Origin of the sequence: Arsenophonus nasoniae, from assembly GCF_004768525.1 — a bacterium.
GTDB classification, from domain to species: domain Bacteria; phylum Pseudomonadota; class Gammaproteobacteria; order Enterobacterales; family Enterobacteriaceae; genus Arsenophonus; species Arsenophonus nasoniae.
The window spans coordinates 3,609,295-3,633,468 of record NZ_CP038613.1; the positions used below are offsets into that span (position 1 = coordinate 3,609,295).

The 24,174-nt window shown below is 38.0% G+C and carries 25 protein-coding genes, 1 other RNA gene and 1 pseudogene; 10 read left to right on the forward strand and 17 right to left on the reverse strand.

All coding sequences use genetic code 11. The features are described 5' to 3' along the window. Positions 1–48: 48 nt before the first annotated feature. Positions 49–424, reverse strand: an RNA gene (rnpB, locus tag ArsFIN_RS18155) — RNase P RNA component class A. A 67-nt stretch (positions 425–491) separates the two neighbouring features. Then, a complete protein-coding gene (rsmI, locus tag ArsFIN_RS18160; RefSeq protein WP_026821386.1) occupies positions 492–1,388 on the reverse strand; it encodes a 16S rRNA (cytidine(1402)-2'-O)-methyltransferase in 897 nt (298 codons plus the stop codon). 59 nt (positions 1,389–1,447) lie between these two features. Here rsmI and ArsFIN_RS18165 point away from each other — a divergent pair, with 59 nt between their 5' ends. The 4 genes from ArsFIN_RS18165 (at position 1,448) to dolP (ending at position 4,827) form a co-directional block, all read left to right on the forward strand. Then, positions 1,448–3,136 carry a penicillin-binding protein activator gene (locus ArsFIN_RS18165; RefSeq protein WP_026821385.1) on the forward strand — a complete coding sequence of 563 codons (1,689 nt, stop codon included), beginning with the start codon at positions 1,448–1,450 and terminating at the stop codon, positions 3,134–3,136. 112 nt (positions 3,137–3,248) lie between these two features. Further along, a complete protein-coding gene (locus tag ArsFIN_RS18170; RefSeq protein ID WP_026821384.1) occupies positions 3,249–3,629 on the forward strand; it encodes a YraN family protein in 381 nt (126 codons plus the stop codon). Between the two features lie 22 nt (positions 3,630–3,651). Further along, on the forward strand, positions 3,652–4,242 hold the full coding sequence (diaA, locus tag ArsFIN_RS18175) for a DnaA initiator-associating protein DiaA (RefSeq protein WP_026821383.1): 591 nt from the start codon (positions 3,652–3,654) through the stop codon (positions 4,240–4,242). Between the two features lie 9 nt (positions 4,243–4,251). Then, positions 4,252–4,827 (forward strand): division/outer membrane stress-associated lipid-binding lipoprotein, encoded by a 576-nt coding sequence (dolP, locus tag ArsFIN_RS18180; protein WP_026821382.1) that lies wholly within the window; start codon positions 4,252–4,254, stop codon positions 4,825–4,827. 651 nt (positions 4,828–5,478) lie between these two features. Here the strand turns inward: dolP and mtgA are convergent. The 8 genes and pseudogenes from mtgA to zapE all read right to left on the reverse strand — a co-directional run bounded on the left by mtgA (position 5,479) and on the right by zapE (position 13,392). Continuing rightward, complete coding sequence (gene mtgA, locus ArsFIN_RS18185) at positions 5,479–6,195, reverse strand: monofunctional biosynthetic peptidoglycan transglycosylase (protein ID WP_026821381.1); 717 nt, start codon at positions 6,193–6,195, stop codon at positions 5,479–5,481. Positions 6,196–6,197: 2 nt separating this feature from the next. Further along, a complete protein-coding gene (gene elbB / locus ArsFIN_RS18190; RefSeq protein ID WP_026821380.1) occupies positions 6,198–6,854 on the reverse strand; it encodes an isoprenoid biosynthesis glyoxalase ElbB in 657 nt (218 codons plus the stop codon). A 241-nt stretch (positions 6,855–7,095) separates the two neighbouring features. Next, positions 7,096–9,429, reverse strand: a complete 2,334-nt coding sequence (arcB, locus tag ArsFIN_RS18195) for an aerobic respiration two-component sensor histidine kinase ArcB (RefSeq protein WP_026821379.1) — start codon at positions 9,427–9,429, stop codon at positions 7,096–7,098. Positions 9,430–9,661: 232 nt separating this feature from the next. Then, the gene (gene sspB, locus ArsFIN_RS18200) at positions 9,662–10,153 is read right to left on the reverse strand and encodes a ClpXP protease specificity-enhancing factor (RefSeq protein ID WP_026821378.1); all 492 of its coding nucleotides are present in this window, start codon (positions 10,151–10,153) and stop codon (positions 9,662–9,664) included. 6 nt (positions 10,154–10,159) lie between these two features. Continuing rightward, entirely contained in the window at positions 10,160–10,801 is a 642-nt protein-coding gene (gene sspA / locus ArsFIN_RS18205; RefSeq protein WP_026821377.1) for a stringent starvation protein SspA, read from the reverse strand. Positions 10,802–11,188: 387 nt separating this feature from the next. Continuing rightward, the gene (rpsI, locus tag ArsFIN_RS18210) at positions 11,189–11,581 is read right to left on the reverse strand and encodes a 30S ribosomal protein S9 (RefSeq protein ID WP_026821376.1); all 393 of its coding nucleotides are present in this window, start codon (positions 11,579–11,581) and stop codon (positions 11,189–11,191) included. Positions 11,582–11,599: 18 nt separating this feature from the next. Next, on the reverse strand, positions 11,600–12,028 hold the full coding sequence (rplM, locus tag ArsFIN_RS18215) for a 50S ribosomal protein L13 (protein WP_026821375.1): 429 nt from the start codon (positions 12,026–12,028) through the stop codon (positions 11,600–11,602). Between the two features lie 251 nt (positions 12,029–12,279). Then, positions 12,280–13,392 (reverse strand): annotated as a pseudogene (gene zapE / locus ArsFIN_RS18220) (cell division protein ZapE). Positions 13,393–13,615: 223 nt separating this feature from the next. Between zapE and zapG the strand changes: the two are divergent. The 3 genes from zapG to degS all read left to right on the forward strand — a co-directional run bounded on the left by zapG (position 13,616) and on the right by degS (position 16,857). Beyond that, entirely contained in the window at positions 13,616–14,020 is a 405-nt protein-coding gene (zapG, locus tag ArsFIN_RS18225) for a Z-ring associated protein ZapG (protein ID WP_026821374.1), read from the forward strand. Positions 14,021–14,264: 244 nt separating this feature from the next. Then, complete coding sequence (locus ArsFIN_RS18230; RefSeq protein ID WP_026821373.1) at positions 14,265–15,683, forward strand: Do family serine endopeptidase; 1,419 nt, start codon at positions 14,265–14,267, stop codon at positions 15,681–15,683. A gap of 100 nt (positions 15,684–15,783) precedes the next feature. Beyond that, entirely contained in the window at positions 15,784–16,857 is a 1,074-nt protein-coding gene (gene degS / locus ArsFIN_RS18235) for an outer membrane-stress sensor serine endopeptidase DegS (protein ID WP_026821372.1), read from the forward strand. A gap of 55 nt (positions 16,858–16,912) precedes the next feature. Here degS and murA read toward each other — a convergent pair whose 3' ends face one another. The 7 genes from murA to mlaF form a co-directional block, all read right to left on the reverse strand. Continuing rightward, positions 16,913–18,178 (reverse strand): UDP-N-acetylglucosamine 1-carboxyvinyltransferase, encoded by a 1,266-nt coding sequence (gene murA, locus ArsFIN_RS18240; protein ID WP_026821371.1) that lies wholly within the window; start codon positions 18,176–18,178, stop codon positions 16,913–16,915. Between the two features lie 51 nt (positions 18,179–18,229). Continuing rightward, a complete protein-coding gene (gene ibaG / locus ArsFIN_RS18245; protein WP_026821370.1) occupies positions 18,230–18,484 on the reverse strand; it encodes a BolA family iron metabolism protein IbaG in 255 nt (84 codons plus the stop codon). 148 nt (positions 18,485–18,632) lie between these two features. Then, complete coding sequence (mlaB, locus tag ArsFIN_RS18250) at positions 18,633–18,917, reverse strand: lipid asymmetry maintenance protein MlaB (RefSeq protein ID WP_026821369.1); 285 nt, start codon at positions 18,915–18,917, stop codon at positions 18,633–18,635. After that, positions 18,914–19,546, reverse strand: coding sequence for a phospholipid-binding protein MlaC (gene mlaC / locus ArsFIN_RS18255; RefSeq protein WP_026821368.1), 633 nt, complete (start codon positions 19,544–19,546; stop codon positions 18,914–18,916). The genes mlaB and mlaC overlap by 4 nt, the downstream gene beginning before the upstream one ends. A 34-nt stretch (positions 19,547–19,580) precedes the next feature. Further along, positions 19,581–20,114, reverse strand: coding sequence for an outer membrane lipid asymmetry maintenance protein MlaD (gene mlaD, locus ArsFIN_RS18260; protein WP_026821367.1), 534 nt, complete (start codon positions 20,112–20,114; stop codon positions 19,581–19,583). 3 nt (positions 20,115–20,117) lie between these two features. Continuing rightward, positions 20,118–20,903 carry a lipid asymmetry maintenance ABC transporter permease subunit MlaE gene (gene mlaE, locus ArsFIN_RS18265; protein WP_407061997.1) on the reverse strand — a complete coding sequence of 262 codons (786 nt, stop codon included), beginning with the start codon at positions 20,901–20,903 and terminating at the stop codon, positions 20,118–20,120. Between the two features lie 4 nt (positions 20,904–20,907). Next, the gene (gene mlaF / locus ArsFIN_RS18270) at positions 20,908–21,711 is read right to left on the reverse strand and encodes a phospholipid ABC transporter ATP-binding protein MlaF (RefSeq protein WP_026821365.1); all 804 of its coding nucleotides are present in this window, start codon (positions 21,709–21,711) and stop codon (positions 20,908–20,910) included. 305 nt (positions 21,712–22,016) lie between these two features. Here mlaF and kdsD point away from each other — a divergent pair, with 305 nt between their 5' ends. From kdsD to lptC, 3 genes are read left to right on the forward strand one after another with little or no spacing between them, the layout of a single operon-like run. Then, the gene (kdsD, locus tag ArsFIN_RS18275) at positions 22,017–22,985 is read left to right on the forward strand and encodes an arabinose-5-phosphate isomerase KdsD (RefSeq protein ID WP_026821364.1); all 969 of its coding nucleotides are present in this window, start codon (positions 22,017–22,019) and stop codon (positions 22,983–22,985) included. 16 nt (positions 22,986–23,001) lie between these two features. Continuing rightward, entirely contained in the window at positions 23,002–23,565 is a 564-nt protein-coding gene (gene kdsC, locus ArsFIN_RS18280) for a 3-deoxy-manno-octulosonate-8-phosphatase KdsC (RefSeq protein WP_026821363.1), read from the forward strand. 18 nt (positions 23,566–23,583) lie between these two features. Continuing rightward, complete coding sequence (lptC, locus tag ArsFIN_RS18285; protein WP_026821362.1) at positions 23,584–24,174, forward strand: LPS export ABC transporter periplasmic protein LptC; 591 nt, start codon at positions 23,584–23,586, stop codon at positions 24,172–24,174.

Consider the following 24,174-nt stretch of genomic DNA (forward strand, 5'->3'; position numbering starts at 1 on the left):
AAAAGTAAAACCCCATTGTAAGTTTACTCACAATGGGGTTTTTTAATGGTTTAGAGTCAGCCGATAAGCCGGGTTCTGTCGTGGACAACCATTCATCTAGGTCAGCACTTGCGCACTGACTCAAGCAGCCTACCCGGGTTCGATGCGGGCCGCATCTAATGAACCCCTATTTGGCCTTGCTCCGGGTGGAGTTTACCGTGCCACAAGCTGTTGCCAGCTGCGCGGTGCGCTCTTACCGCACCCTTTCACCCTTACCTGTGCTTTTAATAGCCATCGGCGGTTTACTCTCTGTTGCACTAGTCGTAGGCTTTCGCCTCCCAGACGTTATCTGGCACCCTGCCCTATGGAGCCCGGACTTTCCTCCCCTAAATTATCAATTACCACTGGTAACCAACAACAAAGCAGCGGTCGTCTAGCTAACTCCAACGCCAAATTATAGAGATTTAACATTAAGTTGTATAGTTATTTATAATAGCTGGCCAATTGCTAACCTACTTGATTGCACTATCAGAGTTAACTTGTTGTTCAAGGGCATGCTTATATAATGCATTCTTCTTTAAACCATAAATTTCTGCGGTAATGGCCGCCGCTTTTTTTAACGGTAATGATTGTTGTAATAATGCTAATGTTTTCTTCACCTCAGAGGAAATGGCTGCACTAGCCTCCTTTGGTGCTCTATACCCCTCAACCACCAATACCATTTCGCCACGATAACGATTTTCATCAACATTTACCCATTCAAGTAATTCTCTAACCGGCAAACCATGAATAGATTCCCAGGTTTTTGTCAGTTCTCGTGCCAAGATGACATAACGTTCAGCGCCCCAAATAGCGACCATATCTGCTAATGTGTCTAACAAACGATGAGGTGATTCATAAAAAATAAGGGTTCTAGACTCATCCATTAACCCCTGCAATACCTCTTGCCGATTCTTACGTTTTGCCGGCAAAAAACCTTCATAACAAAAGCGATCTGAAGCGATACCGGCAGCAGATAGCGCCGTAATTGCGGCACATGGCCCAGGCAAAGGAACTACCCGAATACCTGCTTGACGACAATTTTTTACCAAATGATAACCTGGATCATTAATTAATGGTGTTCCTGCATCAGAAACTAACGCTATACTTAGTCCCTGTTTTAATTGCGGAATTAATTGATCTGTTTTCTGCTGTTCATTATGATCATGTAAGGACATCATGCGGGTATTAATAGAAAAGTGCTGCAATAATAAACCCGTACGCCGGGTATCTTCCGCGGCAATAAGATCCACCTGCTTAAGGATCTGCAATGCACGCAGAGTGATATCGTCCAAATTACCAATAGGAGTTGGTACAATATATAGCGTTGATACCATCTCTACCTCTTTAGCTTGATTAGGTTCATTCATTGTTTCTTCCGAATAACCGATTAAAATTGAGCAATGATAATTACACCACTGGACAAAGTATGCGTTCTTCAATTTTTGTTAAAAAAAGTTTGATCTGTATAGCAATGCTATCCTCACTTATCTTAGTGGGATGTCATTCCTCAGTAGATCAAAGTAAACCGACCGCTGATGCAACCATACAGACAAGCTCTGAAATCAGCCATTATCAATCAATTATTGATGCTGCTAATGGTACACCATCAGCTAAAGCTTTACGCGCCTATATTGCGCAAGAACCACTCTTAAAAGATCAGGTTAGTCACCAAAAGAATATTGATGATTTTTGGCAAATGTTAATCAATATGCCTGCTGAACAAATTCAAAAACTCGATGTGAGGGCGGATGAAAATGTCTTACAGGGATGGGTTGATCTGCTTGATCTCTACCATAATAACTACCAAGATCCTGCGGCATTAAATAATGCATTTAACGATTGGAAAATACGCTATCCAGCTAACCCAGGTGTTAAAACTTCCCCAACAGCACTAATACAAATCATTCATCACTCTTCAATCAATAGCAACCCTAAAATTGGTCTATTCTTGCCTTTAAGTAATAATGGCAAAATATTTGCTGAAGCCATTTTACAAGGTTTTCTTGACGCCCAAAAAGGATTACCTATTAATCAGACCACAACAACCAACTCATCTGAGCAAAACAACCAGAATAGTGATACTGTCCAAAGTATTATTGATTCAATTACTAACAGTAGCAATAATATAGCGCAAGAAAACAATCTACAAACTCCATCGCTTGTTATTGACAATGCGCCAATTAATAATCAACAGGTTAAAGTATACGATACCAATACTCAATCGATTGAGACACTACTTCGCCAAGCCGAGCAGGATGGCATTACTTTGGTTGTCGGGCCATTATTAAAACCGGATGTTCTTAAAGCTATCCAAATAGATACTCCATTAAATTTATTGACATTAAATGAATTAGATCCTGATAAAATGCCACTTAAAAATAATGTCTGTTACTTTTCTCTATCGCCTGAAGATGAAGCCATCAATGCGGCTCGCCATATTGCAAAACAAGGTAAACAAGCACCATTGCTCTTGATCCCTGCTTCACCTTTTGGGGAACGTATTGCAAATGTATTTGCTCAAGAATGGTTAAAATTGAAACAAACCTCGGTACGTAAACAAACTTTTGGTGATATTAATAGCCTAAAAGCCCGAACGGCTCAGAGTACTGGAATACGTATGATAGGCACACCAATCATGCTTGCCGAACAGCCAGCATCAAATACCAACGATATGGCAGAGGCTATTGATGCCGTGTATATTGTGGCCACAAGTGATGAATTATCATTGATTAAACCGATGATAGATATGGCAACCGATAGTCGCACACGGCCAACACTTTATGCCAGTTCTCGTAGTCATCAAACGGGTTTAAGTACCGATTATTATCTGGAAATGGAAAATCTGCAATTCAGCGAAATCCCTTTACTTGCTGCTGCTAATTCCGCTTTACTAACACAAGCTAATCAACGGCTTTCGGCTGATTACTCCTTGATTCGTCTTTACGCCATGGGGATTGATGCTTGGCTTTTAGCCAATCATTTCAACCAACTACACCAAAATAATATTGAATTAAATGGTGCCACAGGCAAATTAAGCGTTAATAGTGACAATTGCGTTATTTTTCGTTCCCTACCTTGGTTAAAATTTCAACAAGGGAAAGTTCAATTGCTTTAATAAATTGTCAGTTAAAAGTAAAATTTATCAGCCAATAGACAAAAATAGAGTAAAATAGTGATTAAAGTGTCATCTTAACGGCATCTTCACCTGACAGATAAGGATATCCACTATGCTAAAATCGCCAAATTTATCTTGGATACAAGGACGCCATTTCGAATACAAAGCCAAACAATTCTTACAACAGCAAGGGCTGCAATTTATTAGCCGCAATGTGAGTTTCTCAGTTGGAGAAATCGATTTAGTTATGAAAGATCGAAACATCTGGGTATTTGTTGAAGTACGCTTTCGCCGCCATGATAAGTTCGGTAATGCATTAATGTCAGTAACTCTAAGCAAACGAAAAAAATTACTTGCGGCCGCAAAATTATGGCTGCTTAAACATAATGAAAACATAGAAACCGCTTTATGTCGTTTTGATATTTGTGCTACGACAGGGAATCAGTTTGAATGGTTACCAAATGCCTTTAGTGACTATGATACCATCCACTAATTATATGTAAGTAGGTCTTAACGTGTTGGAGAAAATCAAAGCCTGTTTTACCGAAAGTATTCAAACACAAATTGCCGCAGCTGAAGCATTACCCGATGCTATTTCTCGTGCAGCGATTATGATCGTTCACGCCTTACTAAATGGTAATAAAATTTTATGTTGCGGCAGTGGCGGCTCGGCAGTTATTGCACAACGCTTTGCAACCAGTATGATCAATCAATTTGAAGCTGAACGTCCAAGCCTTCCCGCTTTATGTCTTAACACAGATAATGCGATTATAACCTCGATTGCGAATGGCCAAAAACCGGAAGAAGTGTATGCTAAACAAGTGCGTGCATTAGGCCAATCTGGTGACGTACTCCTGGCAATTGCTACCAAGGGTGATAGCCGCGTTGTGATAAAAGCGGTTGAAGCTTCACTAGCTCGTGATATGACTATAGTGGCCTTAACCGGGCATGATGGCGGAGAATTAGCCGGTTTATTAGGCACTCAGGACGTAGAAATTCGCATACCTTCGCAAAGAAGCATTAGAATTCAAGAAGTTCACCTATTAACAGTTAACTGTTTATGTGATCTAATCGATAATACACTTTTTCCGCATCAAGATGACTAAGGAATAATAATGAGACTTTTTCCTCTAATTACCATAATATGCAGTAGCCTTTTGTTACAAGGATGCCTTGGTGCTGCTGTAATAGGTTCAGCGGCGGTCGCCACAAAAAGTGCGACGGATCCGCGAAGTGTAGGTCGCCAGGTCGACGATGGAACATTAGAAGCCCGCGTTAGCGCTGCTATTAACAAAGATCATGCAATTATCCGTGATGCACGTATTATTACTACGGCTTATGAAGGTAAGATACTACTTACCGGCCAAGCGCCTGATCTGGCGTTAGCTGAAAGAGCGAAACAGATAGCAACCAAAGTAGAAGGTGTTGAAGCAGTTTATAACGAAATCCGCCAGGCAACACCCGTTGATCTTGGTACGGCTTCTAAAGATACCTGGATAACAACCAAAATAAAATCGCAAATTCTAACCAGTGATTCGGTTAAATCATCTACCGTCAAAGTTATTACAGAAAATGGAGAGGTGTTTTTACTTGGTATTCTCACCCAACAAGAAGGCGCTGCCGCAGCAAAAATTGCTAGTGAGACAGATGGCGTTAAACGTGTGACTACGGCATTTACCTATCTTAATTAATATTTTCTCACTCAATATAAAAAGTAATTACCTTGCTAACTGTGTTACCTGGCAGCTATGATGTCGGGTAACAACCCTTAGCATACTTACTAGCCGCATTTTGTCTTTTATTAAAGGCAGCTCAATATTTGGTTATCATAACTAATTTCACAATAATTTTAAAAAAATTAAGTAGATTAAAGTAACTACTTCTCTTCAATATAAGCACTTTGTATGGAAATGCCATCAGTTGTGTAACGTGTTTAAATTTCTCAATCTGGAATTACGATCACTTTTTTTCGAACAACGATTCATGTTAAATAATATCACTCAATGTAAATATTACTCATGCAACAATACTCCCTCCAAGGGCTGTTAGGAGAATAGTTAGCAGTGGAGTTTCTGTATAACTCTATTTTTAGGTAAGGGAATATTTAATTGGAAAGTAAAAAAACTATAACATCTGAATTTGTTTAACCGTGCCAGTAGCTATTTTGCTGGTTTATGCACTGATTTATCGGTTTTTTTACTGAAACTCAGTTAGTTATTTGACGTCTAAAATAACAAAATTTATAATTTAATAAAAATAATAAACAAAAGAAATAATTCTCTTATGTAAATAATAAAAATCCATAAAAATTAAATTTTCAATATTTTATACTAGCACTAAAATTAATTAGCAATGAAGCCATATTTTTTCAGAAAATTCTTACCACCTAATTGCTGCATTTGCCGCAGTATCCATGCTTGTCTTATTAATAAATCATTAGATGGTCTTTTTACTTGATAAACTAACGGATTTGGTAAAACTGCCGCTAATAGGGCAGCTTCCGCTTCATTTAATTGATTTGCCTGTTTTTTAAAATAATATTTTGCCGCCTCTTCTACGCCAAAAATACCTTCACCAAACTCAGCTATATTCAAATAAATCGTCAAAATCCGCTTTTTAGACCACATAACTTCAATTATTGGCGTCATAATAGCTTCAACGCCTTTACGTAACCAGCTTCGTCCATCCCATAGCCAAAGATTTTTTACAACTTGTTGAGTGATAGTTGAAGCCCCTCTGACAGGTTTTTTACTAGCCGGATTTTGGTTGATGGCGCTTTCTATTGCCTGAAAATCAAATCCCCAATGATTTGGGAAATTTTGATCTTCTGCAGCAATAGCTGCAATTAACATGTTCGGCAAGATGGCATTAATTTCTACCCAAGAGGAACGAGAAATATAAGAAAAATTTAATGATAACCAAGCGTTAATTTCTCTTTCTAACATTACCATCGAAAAAGGAACAGGCAAAAATTTAAAAATCAAAATCGTTATTAACCAACAAGAAGATAAGATTAATAATGTCCTTTTTAACCAATGCCATAATAAGTAAGCTAACATAACTAACGGCTAGCCATCTCGATAACTTTTTTAACTAATTTATTAATCCCTTGCCATGCCTCATTAGGTGATGATGCTAACATATAAGCGGGTGTTGTGATTACTCTATTCTCTTCATCAACTACAATATCATCAAAGGAACAAATAATATGTTTCCCGCCCATTTGTTCTATTTGAGCAATGGTTTCTTTATCATTGCCTATTGTTAACGTTACCGTTTTATTTAAAATTTTTGGTAACATAACAGGTGCAATACACATCAACCCCATGGGTTTTCCTTGTTGGTGAATTTTGCGACAAAATGTTAATAAATCTTTATCTATTTCACAATCACTTCCTTTAATAACAAAATTAGATAAATTCTTTGCAACCCCAAATCCACCAGGAATGATGACTGCACTAAACTTATTGGCATCTGCAGATGCTAAAGGCGCTATTTTTCCACGTGAAATACGTGCAGATTCGACCATTATGTTTCGTTTTTCTTGTTTTTCTTTTTCACTTATATGATTAATAACATCTAGTTGCTCTCGATCAGGCGCAAAAAAACACATTTCAACATTATTTTGACTCAAAGATAATATAGTAAGTACTGACTCATGGATTTCGCTACCATCCAATACACCACAACCACTTAAAATTACTGCAATAGGTTTCATATTTGACTCCATTTGTAGTAGATTGTTACTAATTCATTTAATGTGATAACATGGAACTTGGTCACAAATTTTAATGAATCTTGTAACAAAAACGATTATATTTGTTATGTTGATTGGCTGACAAAAAAATCAAGATTTCTATTTTACTCACCATCTGCATTCATTCATATCATAATTGGCGAGTAAAAAACGATTTCCCTGGTGTTGGCGCAATATTCGCGCACCCCAACTTCGGTTGGGGTTATTTTTTTTCAGCTACCACTAACCATCGCTTCAAAACCTCAACATCTTTTTGCCAATCGACTTTTAATTCATCAAACCATTCTTGAATATTATCCCACCAGGCAGGTAAATCAGGAGATTGTATCTGTTGAGCTAACTGCTGGAGATGGCGTAAACCAACTGCTCCTGCTGCACCTTTAATTTTGTGGGCTTGGGCAATAATCCCATTACGATCTTTAGCCACAATATTAGACTCTAATAAAGATAGATATCCTGGCATCATATTTTCAAAGATCTTTATACTGTCTTCAATAAGTTTTGGGCCAACTAGTTCGAAATATTGGTTGAGCATGTTGATATCTAATATGTCATCATGATTAACAAATTGTTTTAGCGGAATGTTGATGGATTTATTTTTACAATCAGTTAAATATTTTTCAATAATCTTTATTAATGCGCTTACCGAGAGTGGTTTACTCAATACATCATCCATACCTGCCACAAGATACTCTTTTTTATCTTTCAATACATTAGCAGTTAAAGCAATTAACGGTGGAAGTTCATCATTAGCATAGGTTTGACGAAGCTGACGAGCTATATCGAGACCGGTCATATCAGGTAGTTGGATATCCAATAAAACCAGATCATAACTGCCAATTTTGAACATTTTTAATGCTTCTTTACCATTCATCGCAACATCAACGGTATGACCTAATTTTTCTAATACAGATCGCGCGACGATAACATTTAATTCAATATCTTCCACCAAAAGGATATGCAATTTAGGTAGTAAAACAGCTTCTGGTATTGGCATGTCAACCGTTTTGGCGACAATTGGCGCTATAACGGATACAGTAAAGCAAGAACCTACTCCTAATGTACTAGCTACCTGTATATCTCCTCCCATGCTTTGCGCTAATCGCTTAGAAACAGCAAGACCAATCCCAGTACCCGTTTCTGGCCGGCCACCAGCACTACCCTTTACCTGATAGTACATCGCAAAAATTTTTTTTTGCTCTTCTTTTGGGATCCCAATACCACTATCAATAACCTGAATAAAAAGCTGCTCATGTCCTTCGTACCAAATACGAACCTTGATCTCACCTTGTTGAGTAAATCTCACAGCATTACCAATTAAATTCCATAGTATTTGCCGTAACCGTGTTGCATCGGTAATGATCTTACTCGGTAAATTTTCTTTTACTTCTAGGATAAATTTTAAATCTTTAGGTTGTACTAAAAGTCTCGATAAGTTTTCAATATCAGAAATGAATTCATTAAAATCAATTTGTTGACTATCTAAACTAACTTTGCGACGTTCAATCTTATCCATCTCAATAATGTCATTGAAAATATTACCTAAAGTGATGGCGCTGACATGGATAGTTTTCAAATAATTTGTTTGTTCATTAGTTAATTCTGTATCGAGTAATATACGACTCAGTCCAACAATCCCATTAAGCGGCGTACGAAGCTCATGGCTAATGGTTGAGATAAATGTTGTTTTATCCCTACTGGCATTTTCTAACGCTTCTTGATAATGCTTACGCTCGGTAATATCGCGCCCAAACCCTACTAGCCCATGACGTTTCCCCACCCGGTCATAAAACGGGACTTTACGTATTTCAAAACATGCTTTTCGTCCATCTGGGTATACCAACCATTGTTCATAGGTTAATGACACATTATGACGAAATACTTTTTCATCAGTTTCAAGCTCTTTCTCTGCAACCTCCTCACCATAAATTTCACGATAGGTTAGTCCAATAAGCTGCTTTTCACTACGACCTGTCAATAATTCCATTGCTCTATTACAACAAGAAAAATCATTATTTTCATCACGATAATAAACAAGATCAGGAGATGCATCTAAAAATGATTGTAATAATATAGACTGCTGTTCGAACTCAAGTTGTGTCTGCTCTCGACGCTTCATCTCTTTTTGCAATTTTTCTAATAATTCTAAATGCGCTTTTTGTACTTTTTCACGCTCTGCAATTTCCAAATTTAGCTGAGCAATATTTCCTTTAAGTTTGTCAGTAAGCTCGGCATCACGCTTCCGCATAACTTCTAATTTATCAACCATACCTGATAAGCGACGACGAGACTCTTCAAGTTGCTCAACAACCACAGAAAGAAAATAGACCGCCCAAGGCGTGATAATCAATCCAAAAAAGATAGAGCGAACCAAATCAATATTATGAACATTGCCATACAATAAAATATCAACCGCTATCTGTAATACCATAGCTAATACAACCAGTGCTGTGGCTAATAGTAAGGAAAATCCAATTAAGCCAAGCTTCATCATTAAATCAACATAATACTGAGCAAGTCCTTTAAGCAGCTTCATACACACTCCAATACCGAAAATCAGCTTAAATCATAACTTATATAGATAAAAAGCAGAGGGATCTAACATACATTATGAGGGATAAATTACATTTAGATTTTCATAAACAATGAATTAACTTATAAACGAAGTTTTATAATTATCAGATAAATATAAATTTAATAAACAAAAAGTAGAGATTTAGAAATAAAAAAAGGGCAGTATTTTATACTCCCCTCAATTATAATATACCTTATTTAATAACACGTAGCGTCGGGCGTCCTTTTGGTGGCGTCGGCGGCTCATCATCAGAAGATGAAATTGACGTTATTTCTTGTGCTTCGTTTGACAATTCAGTATCACTAATAAGCACTAAATTTTCACTTTTAGCAACAGAATCACCTGAGCCACTCTCATATTCTGGTTCGGGTTCAAACATCATTCCTGCTCCATTTTCGCGCCCATAGATAGCAATAATAGCACACATGGGTACTTCAACACGGCGAGGAACACCACCAAAACGGGCACTGAAACTGACGATTTCATTCGTCAACTCTAAATTACCGACAGCAGAAGGAGTAATATTTAAAATAATCTGTCCTTTATGGGCATATTCCATCGGTACATTTACACCAAAAATATTAACATCCACAACTAAATGGGGTGTCATATTATTGTCGAGAAGCCATTCATAATGAGCCCTAAGAAGGTAAGGACGACGTGGCGACATTCCTAACAACTCCATAATAAATTAACCTGTGGTAGATAAACGCATCTCACGTTCAGCTTCAGTTAATGAAGCAAGGAAAGAGTCTCGTTCAAATACACGTTCCATATAAGAACGAATGCCCTCGGTTTCTTTTCCTTTGGGGATTTCGATATTCCAAAAAGGTAAACGCCATAAAAGTGGAGCTAAATAGCAGTCAACCAGACTAAATTCTTCGCTCATAAAAAACGGCATCTCTTTAAAAATTGGCGAGATTGATATCAGCTCCTCTCTTAACTGCTTACGGGCAGCATCAGCTTGAGGATCTTTATTTTCAATCTTATACATCAAAGAATACCAATCTTTATCTATCCGATGCATCATCAAACGACTACTACCACGAGCCACTGGATAAACCGGCATCAATGGTGGATGCGGAAAGCGTTCATCAAGATATTCCATAACAACGCGGGAATCATACAATGTTAATTCTCTATCGACCAGCGTTGGTACTGTTTGGTAAGGATTTAGATCAATCAAATCTTGAGGCAAATTGCCTGCTTCAACATTCTCAATCTCAACGCTCACGCCCTTTTCTGCCAATACGATCCGCACTTGATGGCTAAATATGTCGGTCGGGCCGGAAAACAGTGTCATTACCGAACGTTTGTTGGCAGCGACAGCCATGAAAACCTCCAAGTTTTATTAAAAAAGACCAAACAGCCATAATATAATAAATAAGGCCATTCTCACATGTTTAAAACACTTGTAAACCAATCACTCAGTTAACAGGCATCTATTCATTGAACTGCAATTAATACATGTTATTTCCACCAAATTTGGTGGAAATAGATAAGAAATTAATGGCCTATAGTCTATCAGATTTTGGTCAATATGGGGGAAAGTTTGACAAGATTTTATGATAAATGTACAAAATTAGAACATTTTTTTATTGAAAAAATTAATAGCAAAAAAATTTAAATTAATATTCGCAAGATAATATAAATTTATAACATACTAAAAACCCGCCTAAAGGCGGGTCTTATATTAATAATTTGTTGCAAAAACAAAAAATTAACGTTTAGAGTATTGTGGACGACGACGTGCTTTACGCAGCCCCACTTTCTTACGCTCAACAGAACGCGCATCACGGGTAACAAATCCAGCTTTGCGTAGTTCAGAACGTAGTGTCTCGTCATATCCCATCAATGCACGTGTAATACCATGACGGATTGCACCTGCTTGACCAGAAATGCCACCACCTTTAACGGTAATGTATAAATCCAGTTTCTGTAACATATCAACCAATTCTAACGGTTGGCGAACAACCATTCGCGCCGTTTCGCGGCCAAAATACTCCTCAAGGCTGCGTTGATTGATAGTAATATTACCGCTACCTGGCTTAATGAAGACACGTGCGGAAGAGCTTTTGCGGCGACCAGTGCCGTAGTATTGATTTTCAGCCATTGCCTATATCCATCCCGATTAAATGTCAAGAACTTGCGGCTGCTGTGCCGCGTGGTTGTGATCACTACCCGCATAAACTTTCATTTTACGGTACATCGCACGACCAAGAGGTCCTTTAGGTAGCATACCTTTAACCGCAATTTCAATTACACGCTCAGGGTGACGGGCAATCATTTCTTCGAAGGTCGCTTGTTTGATACCACCGATATAACCAGTATGGCGATAGTAGATTTTGTCTTCACGCTTGTTACCAGTAACAGCAACTTTTTCTGCATTAACAACAATGATGTAATCACCAGTATCGACATGCGGAGTATATTCCGCTTTATGCTTGCCGCGCAAACGACGAGCAATTTCAGTTGCAAGACGGCCTAAAGTTTTTCCATCTGCATCAACAACGTACCAGTCGCGTTTTACGGTTTCTGGTTTAGCTGTAAAAGTTTTCATTAAAGCTTACCCATATATAAGTTACATGTTGGCGAACACTCATATTTTATAAAAATATTTCAATATGTTCACACTAAGTTGTGTCCAGTGAATCCTACCCCTTCGAGTAGTCAAACTGACATTAATGCAAGATTTTTGGGAAATAAAAAACTTGCTGTAACGTGGGGTGGCGAGATTATAGAGAAGTTTTTACTAAAAATCGACCCAAAAAATAAATTTTCTCGCTAATTTATTGTATTATTACTCGCTAATCAAGCTATATGACGTAATTTTAGGTATTCTTCACTCTGCATTTCTTGCAATCTTGATAAACAACGTTGATATTCAAAACGTAATAAATGCCCTTGGTAAAGTTTATCCATTGCGACCTCTGCATTTATAATCAACTTAACTTTTCGCTCATAAAATTCATCGATCAGAGCGATAAAACGCCTAGCTACATCTTCATGAATTTCTGACATTATCGAAACATTATACAGTAATACCGTATGATAATCTTTTGCTAAAACGATATAGTCATTTTGGCTACGTGCATCTTCACATAACACTTTAAATTCAATCGATAAGATACCTTCTGCAGTAAGGATTGCCGGCATAGTACGATGATTAATCTCAAGGATAGGGAATCTATCTCCAGGTTTGCCAGCTAATTTAATAAATATCTCATCCATCCGATGGCAGCTCTTTTCATCAATTGGCGTAAGATAAAGACCCGCCTGTTTCAAGGTACGTAAACGATAATCAATACCCGCATCAACATTGATGATGTCACAGTATTTTTTAATTTGTTCGATCGCAGGTAGAAAACGTGTTCGTTGCAATCCATTGCGATAGAGTTCATCGGGTGGAATATTAGAAGTTGCGATTAAACAAAATTTTCTGGCAAATAAAGCTTTTAATAGCGTTGCCAAAATCATTGCATCAGTGATATCAGAGACAAAAAACTCATCAAAGCATAAAACATCGGTCTGTTTTTTAAATCTATCGGCAATAATTTCTAGTGGATCTTGCTGCCCTTGTAGCTCAATCATTTCATTCTGCACTCGCCACATGAAGCGATGAAAATGTAAACGTAATTTTCAACCATCCGGTAAACTCTGATAAAAAAGATCCATCAGCCAGGTTTTACCTCGGCCAACACCACCCCACATATATAATCCCTGGACAGGCTCACAATTTGTATGTAGTTTTTTAGCAAATAATTGGCCAATTTTATTTCTTAAAGATAAGCGAGATGTTCTATTAAGCAATTGATAATGAATAATATCTAAACGTGCTATTGCTTTACTTTGCACCTCATCAAATTGATAATCACCGGTAGCCAAAAACTGTTGGTAAAGTTTAGAGGGAGTCAACAATGTCATCAACGCGATACTCCTTAAAAGGTCATAATTTTATTGGCCAATGAAACCTAGCATAAACATTATATCGATACTCTTTCTTACTTTAATACCTCAAAATAATATGAAATCATTAGCAATAACTTTTCCCGCTTTCACTTATCTCCTTTTAACAGGTATAGTGACTGCTATAATGTGAATTTATTTCTATGAAAATAAATGTTGTTTTGTTAATGAAGGAGTCACCATGACTTGGGAATATGCACTAATCGGTCTAATTGTAGGTTTCATTATTGGTGCACTGGTAGTTCGCTTTGGCAATACCAAGCTACGTAACCAACAAGCTTTGCAAGCTGAACTTGAAAAGAAAAACCATGAATTAGAAGAATATCGTAAAGAATTGGTCAGCCATTTTGCCCGTAGTGCAGAGTTACTCGATAACATGGCGCAAGATTATCGCCAACTCTATCAGCATATGGCGAAAAGTTCTCATGAACTCATGCCTGATATGCCAATACAAAACAACCCTTTTAACTATCGTTTAACTGAATCAGAGTCAGACAATGATCAAACTGCCGTTAATTTACCGCCCAAAGACTACTCTGAAGGCTCCTCTGGCTTATTTCGTTCAATGAAAGAAAAAAAAAGGTAAATTAGGTTACCGATATCAATAAAATTGCATCTTTACCTAATTTCGATGGTAGCGCATCCATCTGATAGATTCATTTTGTTAAAAAAAATCAATATCATGTAAATACATGTAAAAAAACGATTACCACTATCTGTTGGCTGAACTTTTTTGCATAATTTATAGTCTTAGCCTGCTGAAGGCCTTTTCTATCCAGGAAGCAAATTACCTTAAAATAAATTAGGTATGTAAGAGAATTGAATTCATGATGAAAAAAGAGAAACATTTTTTAACTATATTAGCTATGAGTATCAGTCTTTCACTCATAGGTATACCTGCAGTAAGTTATTCTGCATCAATGCCACCAATTGCTTTATCATCTGGTCAAGAATTACCTCGCCTAGCGCCGATGCTAGAAAAAGTACTTCCTGCCGTAGTTAGTATTCGTGTATCTGGAACACGTGTTCAAAATCAACAGCTACCCGAAGAATTTAAATTCTTTTTTGGGCCCAATTTTCCCTCACAGCAACAGAGTATTCGCCCTTTTAAAGGATTAGGCTCTGGAGTAATTATTGATGCTGAAAAAGGTTATATCCTAACTAATAACCATGTCATTGATAATGCTGATAACATTCAGATTCAGCTAAATGATGGCAAAGAAATTGATGTTAAACTTATCGGCCGTGATCCTCAAACAGATATCGCTTTGTTACAAATCAAAGATTCGAGTACAGCAAATCTGAAAAAATTGAACTTAATGGCGATAAAAATAGCTGACTCCGATAAACTGCGGGTTGGCGATTTTGTTGTTGCTGTTGGTAACCCTTTTGGCTTAGGCCAAACGGCAACATCCGGCATTATTTCTGCATTGGGCCGTAGTGGTTTAAATGTAGAGGGTCTAGAAAATTTTATTCAAACTGACGCTTCTATTAATAGAGGTAACTCAGGTGGCGCATTGGTTAATCTCAATGGTGAACTAATTGGTATTAATACCGCCATTTTAGCACCTGGCGGGGGTAATATTGGTATTGGCTTTGCGATTCCATCCAATATGGCTAAATCCCTTAGCGATCAAATTATCAAACATGGTGAAGTAAAACGTGGATTATTGGGGATCAAAGGCACTAAAATGACCTCTGATGTTGCAAAAGCATTGAATATTGATGCGCAAAAAGGGGCATTTGTCAGTGAAGTAATCCCAAAGTCTGCAGCAGCCAAAGCAGGTATTAAACCTGGGGATGTTTTGGTTTCAATTAATAATAAATATATCAATAGTTTTGCCGAGTTGAGAGCTAAAATTGGCACCAGTGAAATTGGTAAACAGATCACCATCGGGCTACTACGTAAAGGTAAGCCAATGGAAGTGAAGGTTACTTTAGAAGATAGTGAGTCAACCAGTACGAAAGCCGAAGTTTTAACCACTTCACTAATGGATGCCACTTTAAGCAATAGTACGATTAAGGGCACTAAAGGTGTCAAGGTCGATAGCGTTTCGTCTAATTCACCTGCAGCAATGCTTGGTCTGGCAAAAGGTGATCTGATTGTTAGAGCCAACAAACAACAGATAGAAAATATTAATCAACTTCGTAAAATTATTGAAACTAAGCCTACCGCTTTAGTATTAAATATTTTACGTGGTGATCAAAATATCATCTTATTACTTCGTGGTAATAATATATTCAATTAATCATCCAATAAACAGGTACGGTTAACTACCGTACCTGTTTGTATTTATGGTATCCTGCTATTTTATTATCTCGTTCATCGCTTATTACAGAATACTTACTATGTTGATCAAGCTTTTTCGTGCCGTCATTGTAGGGCTTGTTATTGCTGCTATTTTGCTAATAGCTATTCCCTCTATCCGTCCAAAAGGACTCACCGATCTTCTCGACGGTAAAAAAGATGATCAACCTATTAGTTTTAGTAAAGCAGTACGTAGAGCAGCACCCGCTGTGGTTTATGTTTATAGCAGTGGTACCGGTAGTTTTTCCCAGAATGGGCGCGAATTAACCGCACTAGGTTCTGGTGTCATTATGAGTAGTAACGGTTATATTATTACAAACAGACATGTCGTTAATAATGCAGATCAAATTCAGATTGCACTACCTGATGGGTTAATTTTTGACGCATTAATTGTTGGCTCAGATAGTTTAACAGATCTGGCTGTTTTAAAAATAGACGCCGAAAATCTTCCGGTGATACCGATTAATCCACATCGTAAAGCACACGTCGGTGATATCGTGTTAGCCATCGGTAACCCCTATAATTTAGGACAAACGGTAACACAAGGAATTATTAGCGCCACCGGACGTGTAGGGCTAAGCCCTACCCGCCGACAGAATTTTCTTCAGACAGATGCGTCTATTAATCATGGGAATTCAGGCGGAGCACTAATTAATACTGAAGGTGAATTAATGGGAATTAATACACTCTCATTCGATCATTCAGAAAATGGTTTCACGCCTGAGGGGCTAGGTTTTGCTATTCCAACTGAATTAGCAACTAAAATTATGGAAAAACTTATTCGCGATGGACGAGTGATCCGTGGCTTTATCGGTATCACTGCGCGGGACTTACCTCGTATTCGTTCTAACAATAACGATATTAATCAAATTAAAGGGTTACGTATTTTTCAAGTCGCGCCAAATGGCCCAGCAGAAAATGCCGGTATTCAAGTCGGTAATATTATCATTTCTGTTAATGGCCAGCCAGTTATCTCTGCTGCTGAAACAATGGATCAAGTTGCTGAAATTAATCCTGGCAGTATCGTCCCTGTCGTACTAATACGCAACGACAAAACAATCACTGTCCACGTTAAAATTGAAGAATACAATGAAGGAAAATCACTACTACAATAAGTAAGAACCAGTAATCTAACTAAGCTACTGATTTTTACCTTTGTAAAATAGCGGGTTATTTTTTATCTGCGCTAATACGCTCTATATTTGCCCCTAAACCACGTAGTTTCTCTTCTATTCTTTCATATCCACGATCGATATGATAAATCCGATCAACAATTGTTTTTCCTTTCGCAACGCAACCTGCCAGCACTAAACTAGCAGATGCCCGCAAATCCGTTGCCATTACTTGAGCACCCATAAGTTGTTTAACACCATGACAAACAACGGTATTCCCTTCTATTTCCGCATGGGCTCCCATACGAATTAACTCAGGGATATGCATAAAACGATTTTCAAAAATAGTTTCCGTTATAGTACTAACACCTTCAGCCACTAAATTAAGTAAGCTAAATTGCGCCTGCATATCTGTTGGAAAGCCGGGATGCGGTTCCGTTCTGATAGTCACTGCTTTTGGTCGCTTACCATGCATATCCAGTTGGATCCAATCCTCACCAACGTGAATTTCTGCACCCGCCTCACGTAATTTAGCTAGTACTGCATCCAATGTAGCCGGTTTAGTATTGCGGCAAATAACTTTTCCGCCAGAAATAGCTGCGGCTACCAGAAAAGTTCCCGTTTCAATGCGATCAGGTAAAATTCGATAAATACCACCACCTAAGCGAGCTACCCCTTCAATAATGATGCTGTCTGTGCCCGCACCTGTGATCTTTGCTCCCAATGAATTTAAAAAGTTGGCGGTATCTTCAACTTCAGGTTCACGAGCAGCGTTTTCAATGACGGTTTTTCCCTCTGCTAGGGTTGCAGCCGTCATAATAGACACGGTGGCACCAACACTAACCTTATCCATGACAATATTGGCGCCTTGCAAACGACCATCAACTGAGGCTTTAACATAACCCTCATCTAAGGTAATTTTAGCCCCAAGTTGCTCAAGTCCGGCAATATGCAAATCAACTGGACGCGCACCTATTGCACATCCTCCCGGTAATGACACCTGACCTTGACCGAAACGAGCAACTAATGGCGCCAAAGCCCAAATAGATGCACGCATCGTCTTGACTAATTCATAGGGAGCACAAAATTTATTAATGCCACGTGCATCAACAAAAATAGCACCATTACGCTCAACTTTGGTACCTAACTGATTAAGCAATTCAATTGTTGTGTCAATATCTTTTAGCTTTGGAACATTTTGTAATTCAACTGGTTCTTCTGCTAATAACGATGCAAACAATATCGGTAATGCCGCATTTTTTGCACCAGAAATCGAGACCTCTCCCATCAAACGCGTTGGGCCTTTTAATCGAAACTTATCCATCAAAAAATTCTCTATGAGTAATATTGATATTATTAATGCAAAAATATAGTCTTAAAAACCATTAAGCTTACGATCTCTTGTCCATTCTGCGGGGGTATAAGCTTTAATTGATAATGCATGGATCCGATTATCTGCAATATATTCCATTAGCGGCGCATAAATCACTTGCTGCTGCTTAATCCGACTCATGCCGTTAAACATTTCACCAACAGCAATTATTTGAAAATGGCTGCCATCACCATTGACAATCACTTCATCAAGTTTCAATTGTTCTATTAATACTTGCTTTATTTTATTTGTATCCATAATTAAACTCAATTCTAACATTAAAAGATAATGCATCTATTCTAAGCGATCTATTATCTGCTGCAAATCAAAGCAAACGCTCTTGGCATAAAAAATGCGCAAGAGCGACTGCTTTATATATAAGCTATTTTTAAAATTTATAACCCTATTAGTTCATGAAATTCTCAACTTTATAAAGCCTAATAAGGGTCTTAAAACGCTCACTAATACCTTCAAGTACCCATTTATTACCTGACTGCTGTTCTGATTTTAACCTGACAAACATAGCAAGTCCGGTAGAATCGATATGAGATAACTGGGAAACATTAATCACATTAATACCTTTTAACAGTTGCTGTCTCTGTTGCCAAAAAGCAGGTAAAGTATCACGATCAAGCTCACCGGTTAAAATCAACGTTTGCCCATTCTGCTGCCAAGTTAACATGGGTATCATGATTTTTTCTTTTCCAAAGTAATGGGAATATTTGAGCTACGCTCTAATTCTTGCGTCAAACCATCAATACCTTTAGTACGTAAAATATTAGCCCACTCATTTTGTTTCGTGGTAATTAAACTAACACCTTCCGTAATCATATCATAAGCTTGCCAATAGCCTGTTTTACTATTTTTACGCCATTGAAAATCAAGCCGCACAGGTGGTCGTCCCTGTGGATCGGTGATCGTTACCCGAATAGCAACCACACTCTTATCGCCTAATGGTTGCTCTGGCGCTATTTGATATTGTTGACCATGATACATGGCCAAAGCTTGGCCATAAGCTTGTTTCAAGTAGGCTGCAAACGCTGTAAAATAGCTATCTCGTTGAGAAGGTGTTGCGCTATTATAATAAGAACCTAATACTAACGCGCCAGCATACTTAATCTGTACATAAGGCAAAAGCTCTTCAGAAACAATCTCGCGTAAGTAATCTGGATTTTGCCGGATCATGGGCTGCTCATTTTTTAAGCGTGTAAAGGTTCTGGCGGCGGCTTCTTGCATCAGTTTATATGGATTCGATTGATCTATCGCCATCGCAAACGGAGCAACCACTAACAAAGCCACTATTAAGAAACGTTTAAGCATAAATAGGTTCCTTCTCATCATATTAGATTATTCATTAGGGTGTCGTGGAAGATTTTTCGTTATTGCCGGAAACTGGGCTTGCTCTATTTGAACGATTAGGATCGCCACTTCTATATAAGAATTGCCCAATTAAATCTTCCAATATTATCGCCGGTTTAGTATCTTCAATGCGTCCACCGTCCTTAAGAAAGGTAATGCCCATATCTGGATCATAAAAACCCACATTAAGTGCTAAAAACTGTTCACCTAATAATCCAGCGGTAAGTATTGACAATGAGCTGTTATCAGGAATATTGTCATATTGACTAAAAATCGCTAAGGTAACGCGTGGAGTATAAGTTTTCTTATCCAACATAATATCGACTATTCGGCCAACTACCACACCACCTATCTTTACCGGTGAATTTACTTTCAATCCACCCACATTGGTAAAAGAAGCGGTAACTTTATAAGTCGGTTGATTTCCAAATGATTTAATATCTGCAACTTTTAAACATAAAAAGACAATCGCAGCTAATGCAATCAAAACAAATAGTCCAACTAGAATTTCACTTTTCTTACTTTGCATGAATTAATTCCCAAACATCAGTGCAGTAAGCACAAAATCTAAACCCAACACAGCTAATGACGAATGAACAACAGTTCTGGTTGTTGCGCGACTGATCCCTTCCGATGTTGGGATTGCATCATAACCATTAAATAAAGCGATCCAACTGACCGTAAAAGCAAATACCACACTTTTAATAAAACAGTTGAGAATATCCTTTTTCCACTCAATGGCAGATTGCATCGATGACCAAAAAAAGCCTTCATCAATTCCTTTCCAATCGACACCGACTAGCGCACCACCTAATATACCCACTGCGACAAAAATTAATGCCAGTAATGGCATACTAATTAGCCCTGCCCAAAAACGCGGCGCAATCACACGACGTAGCGGATCAACCGCCATCATTTCCAAACTAGAGATCTGCTCTGTTGCTTTCATTAATCCTATTTCTGCTGTTAATGCAGAACCCGCTCTGCCAGCAAATAAAAGCGCAGTTACTACCGGCCCTAATTCCCTTAATAAAGAAAGGGCTACCATCATGCCAAGACTGGATTCAGCACTAAACATGGTTAAGACTAAATATCCTTGTAAGCCAAGTACCATGCCAATAAATAATCCCGATACAGCAATTATTAATAAAGATAAGATTCCTACATTGTAGAGCTGTTTTATTAATAATGGCCATTGTTTTGCAAATTCAGGTTTACCAAATAGAGCCCGAAATAACAAATAACCTGCACGACCGAATGTCGCCACCACAGCCAGTGAACGACGACCTAATGCGGTTAGTGTATCAATTAGTATCATCCCATTACCCTAATAAATCTGCTGCATAATTTCCTGCGGGAAACTTAAATGGTACTGGACCATCTGCTATACCATCAAGAAATTGCCTAACCCGCGCATCCTTATTTTGTTGCAATTCTTTCGCAGTACCTTCAGCAATGACATGTTGTTCTGCCACAATATAAGCTTTATCCGCTATACTCAACACTTCTGGTACATCGTGAGAAACAATAACACAAGTAATACCTAATGCATGATTAAGTTCATCAATAAGTTTAACCAAAACTCCCATAGTTATCGGATCTTGCCCAACAAAAGGCTCATCAAATAAAATTAATTGTGGATCCAGGGCAATCGCGCGTGCTAACGCAGCTCGTCGTGCCATACCCCCTGATAATTCAGCTGGCATAAGATTGGCTGCGCCTCTGAGCCCAACAGCTTCTAGCTTCATCATGACGACCGTTCGAATAATTTCTGCTGCTAAAACAGTATGTTCACGTAAAGGAAAAGCAACATTGTCAAAAACATTGATATCAGTAAACAAGGCACCAGACTGAAACAACATACTCATTTTCTTTCGAGCGGCATAAAGTTCTGTGCTTGATAGTGTTGGAATATTCACACCATCAAACCAAATTTCTCCCTTATCTGGCCGTAATTGTCCACCAATCAAACGTAGCAAAGTGGTTTTTCCAATACCTGATGGCCCCATAATTGCCGTAATTTTTCCCCTAGGGATCGTCAAGCTCATATCGGTAAAAATCGGCCGTTGACCCCGAATAAAAGACATCTCTTTGATTTCTATGATATTATCTACAGACTTCTTCATGACGATAATAGCCTTTCTGTCTAACTATCATTTAAGTATATTTACTCAGTATGGAACATATTACCTAAAAACTACCATATATTCGCTATCAATATTGTTGCCAATTTTACTTTTGCTCATTACATGGTCACAATAAACAAATTCTCAAATGTCATCATAGTGAAAAATGCTATTTTTTTAATAATACGATAGACGGATAATACAATGTTGGCTGTAACATAAAACGAATGATATGAAAAAACAGCCTTACTAAAGAGCCATTAACCCATATAATTAAATTACTTATATCAAATTGGTAAATAAAAATGTCGGAAATTGATTTTCAAAAAACAGCAAAAAAGGTATTGGAAATTGAACGTAGTGGACTTGCCAATCTGGAGCAATATATCAATGATGATTTTAACCAAGCATGTGAACTGATTTTCAAATGTACTGGCAAAGTGGTGGTGATGGGGATGGGGAAATCAGGCCATATTGGCCGTAAAATTGCGGCCACATTAGCTAGTACAGGAACACCTGCATTTTTTGTCCATCCTGGAGAAGCCAGTCATGGTGACTTAGGCATGATTAGCAGTAAAGATATTGTTCTGGCTATATCTAACTCTGGGGAGTCAAATGAAATATTAGCACTCATTCCTGTGTTAAAACGCCAACATATTGCGCTAATTTGTATGACAAAAAACCCTGATAGCAGCATGGGTAAAGCGGCAGATATTCACCTTTGTATCAAGGTACCACAAGAAGCTTGCCCATTAGGTTTAGCGCCAACAACAAGCACAACGGCGATGCTCGTCATGGGGGATGCCATTGCTGTCGCTTTACTTGAAGCGCGTGGTTTTACTGCTGAAGATTTTGCACTTTCTCATCCAGGTGGCACATTAGGGCGCAAACTCTTATTAAGAGTGAGTGACTTAATGCACACAGGGAAAAATATTCCCAATGTCCCAAAACAGGCAACATTACAGCAAGCATTAGTGGAAATTACACGCAAAAAACTTGGCATGGTAGTGATTTGTAACGAAGAAATGCAGATAGAAGGTATTTTCACCGATGGTGACTTACGACGTGTCTTTGCAATGAATATTGATTTAAATAATGCCAAAATTGCTGATGTGATGACAACCGGGGGTATTAGAGTAAAACCTGATATGCTAGCGATTGATGCCTTAAATTTGATGCAACAACACCATATTACTTCATTACTGATAGCAAAAGCAGATACACTTATTGGTGTTATTCATCTGCATGATCTTTTGCAAGCAGGCATTATATAATTATTGGAACTAATACATGAATGAGCATAATAAAATAACAAGCTATTATGGCCCAGTAGAACAACATATCATTGAAAAAGCACGTCTGATAAAATTACTCATTTGCGATGTTGATGGTGTCATGACAGATGGCTTAGTTTATATGGGAAATAATGGTGAAGAGCTAAAAGCATTCAATGTAAAGGATGGTTACGGTATCCGTTGTTTATTAACCTCTGCGATTGAAGTCGCCATTATTACCGGACGTAAAGCTAAATTATTGGAAAATCGTGCCAAAACACTCGGTATTAATTATCTTTACCAAGGGCAAAGTGAAAAAAATTTGGCTTATAATGATCTGATAATCCGATTAAAACTCCAACCTCAACAGATTGCTTATATTGGTGATGATTTAATTGACTGGCCTATCATGTCGCAGGTAGGGCTTTCGGTCGCCGTCGCTGATGCTCATCCAATGTTGTTAAGTAAAGCCCATTATGTTACATATCGAGCAGGAGGCAAAGGTGCTGTACGTGAAATATGTGATTTGATCCTGCTCGCTCAAGACAAAATAGAAAATGCCCACGGTTTATCAATATAGGCAAAAATGAAAAGACAAATGAGCAAATTTAACTTTTGGCTTAACATTATATTAACACTGATTGTTTTAGCGCTTATCGGCTGGAACTTAGCTGATTTTAATCAATCAAAAGCACCTGCTATGATTGAAAATAGTCAACCAAATTATCAAACTGCCAATGCCGTTACGCATGTCTATGACCCAATGGGCAAATTAGCTTATAAGTTGATAACGGATGAGACACACCACTTTTCGAGTAGTAAAATTAGTTGGTTTATTAATCCAGTATTAACAACCTACGATACCAAAAGTATTCCTACTTGGGCCATACGCGCCAATAAAGCCAAATTAACGAGCGACAATATGCTCTATTTATATGGTAATGTTCAGGTAAATAGCTTAAATCCAACTTCAGATTTACAACAAATTTTGACAGAAAATGCCATCGTTAACTTAATTACCCAGGATGTTTCATCCAATAATAAAGTCACGTTAATTGGTATCGGTTTACGTTCAGTGGGTATGGAAATGCGCGGTAATATGCGAACCCATACCGCAGAGTTAATTGAAGATGTTAAGACCTATTACGAAATCCCCAATAAGCAACCAGCTCCCGAAGGAAACCATTAA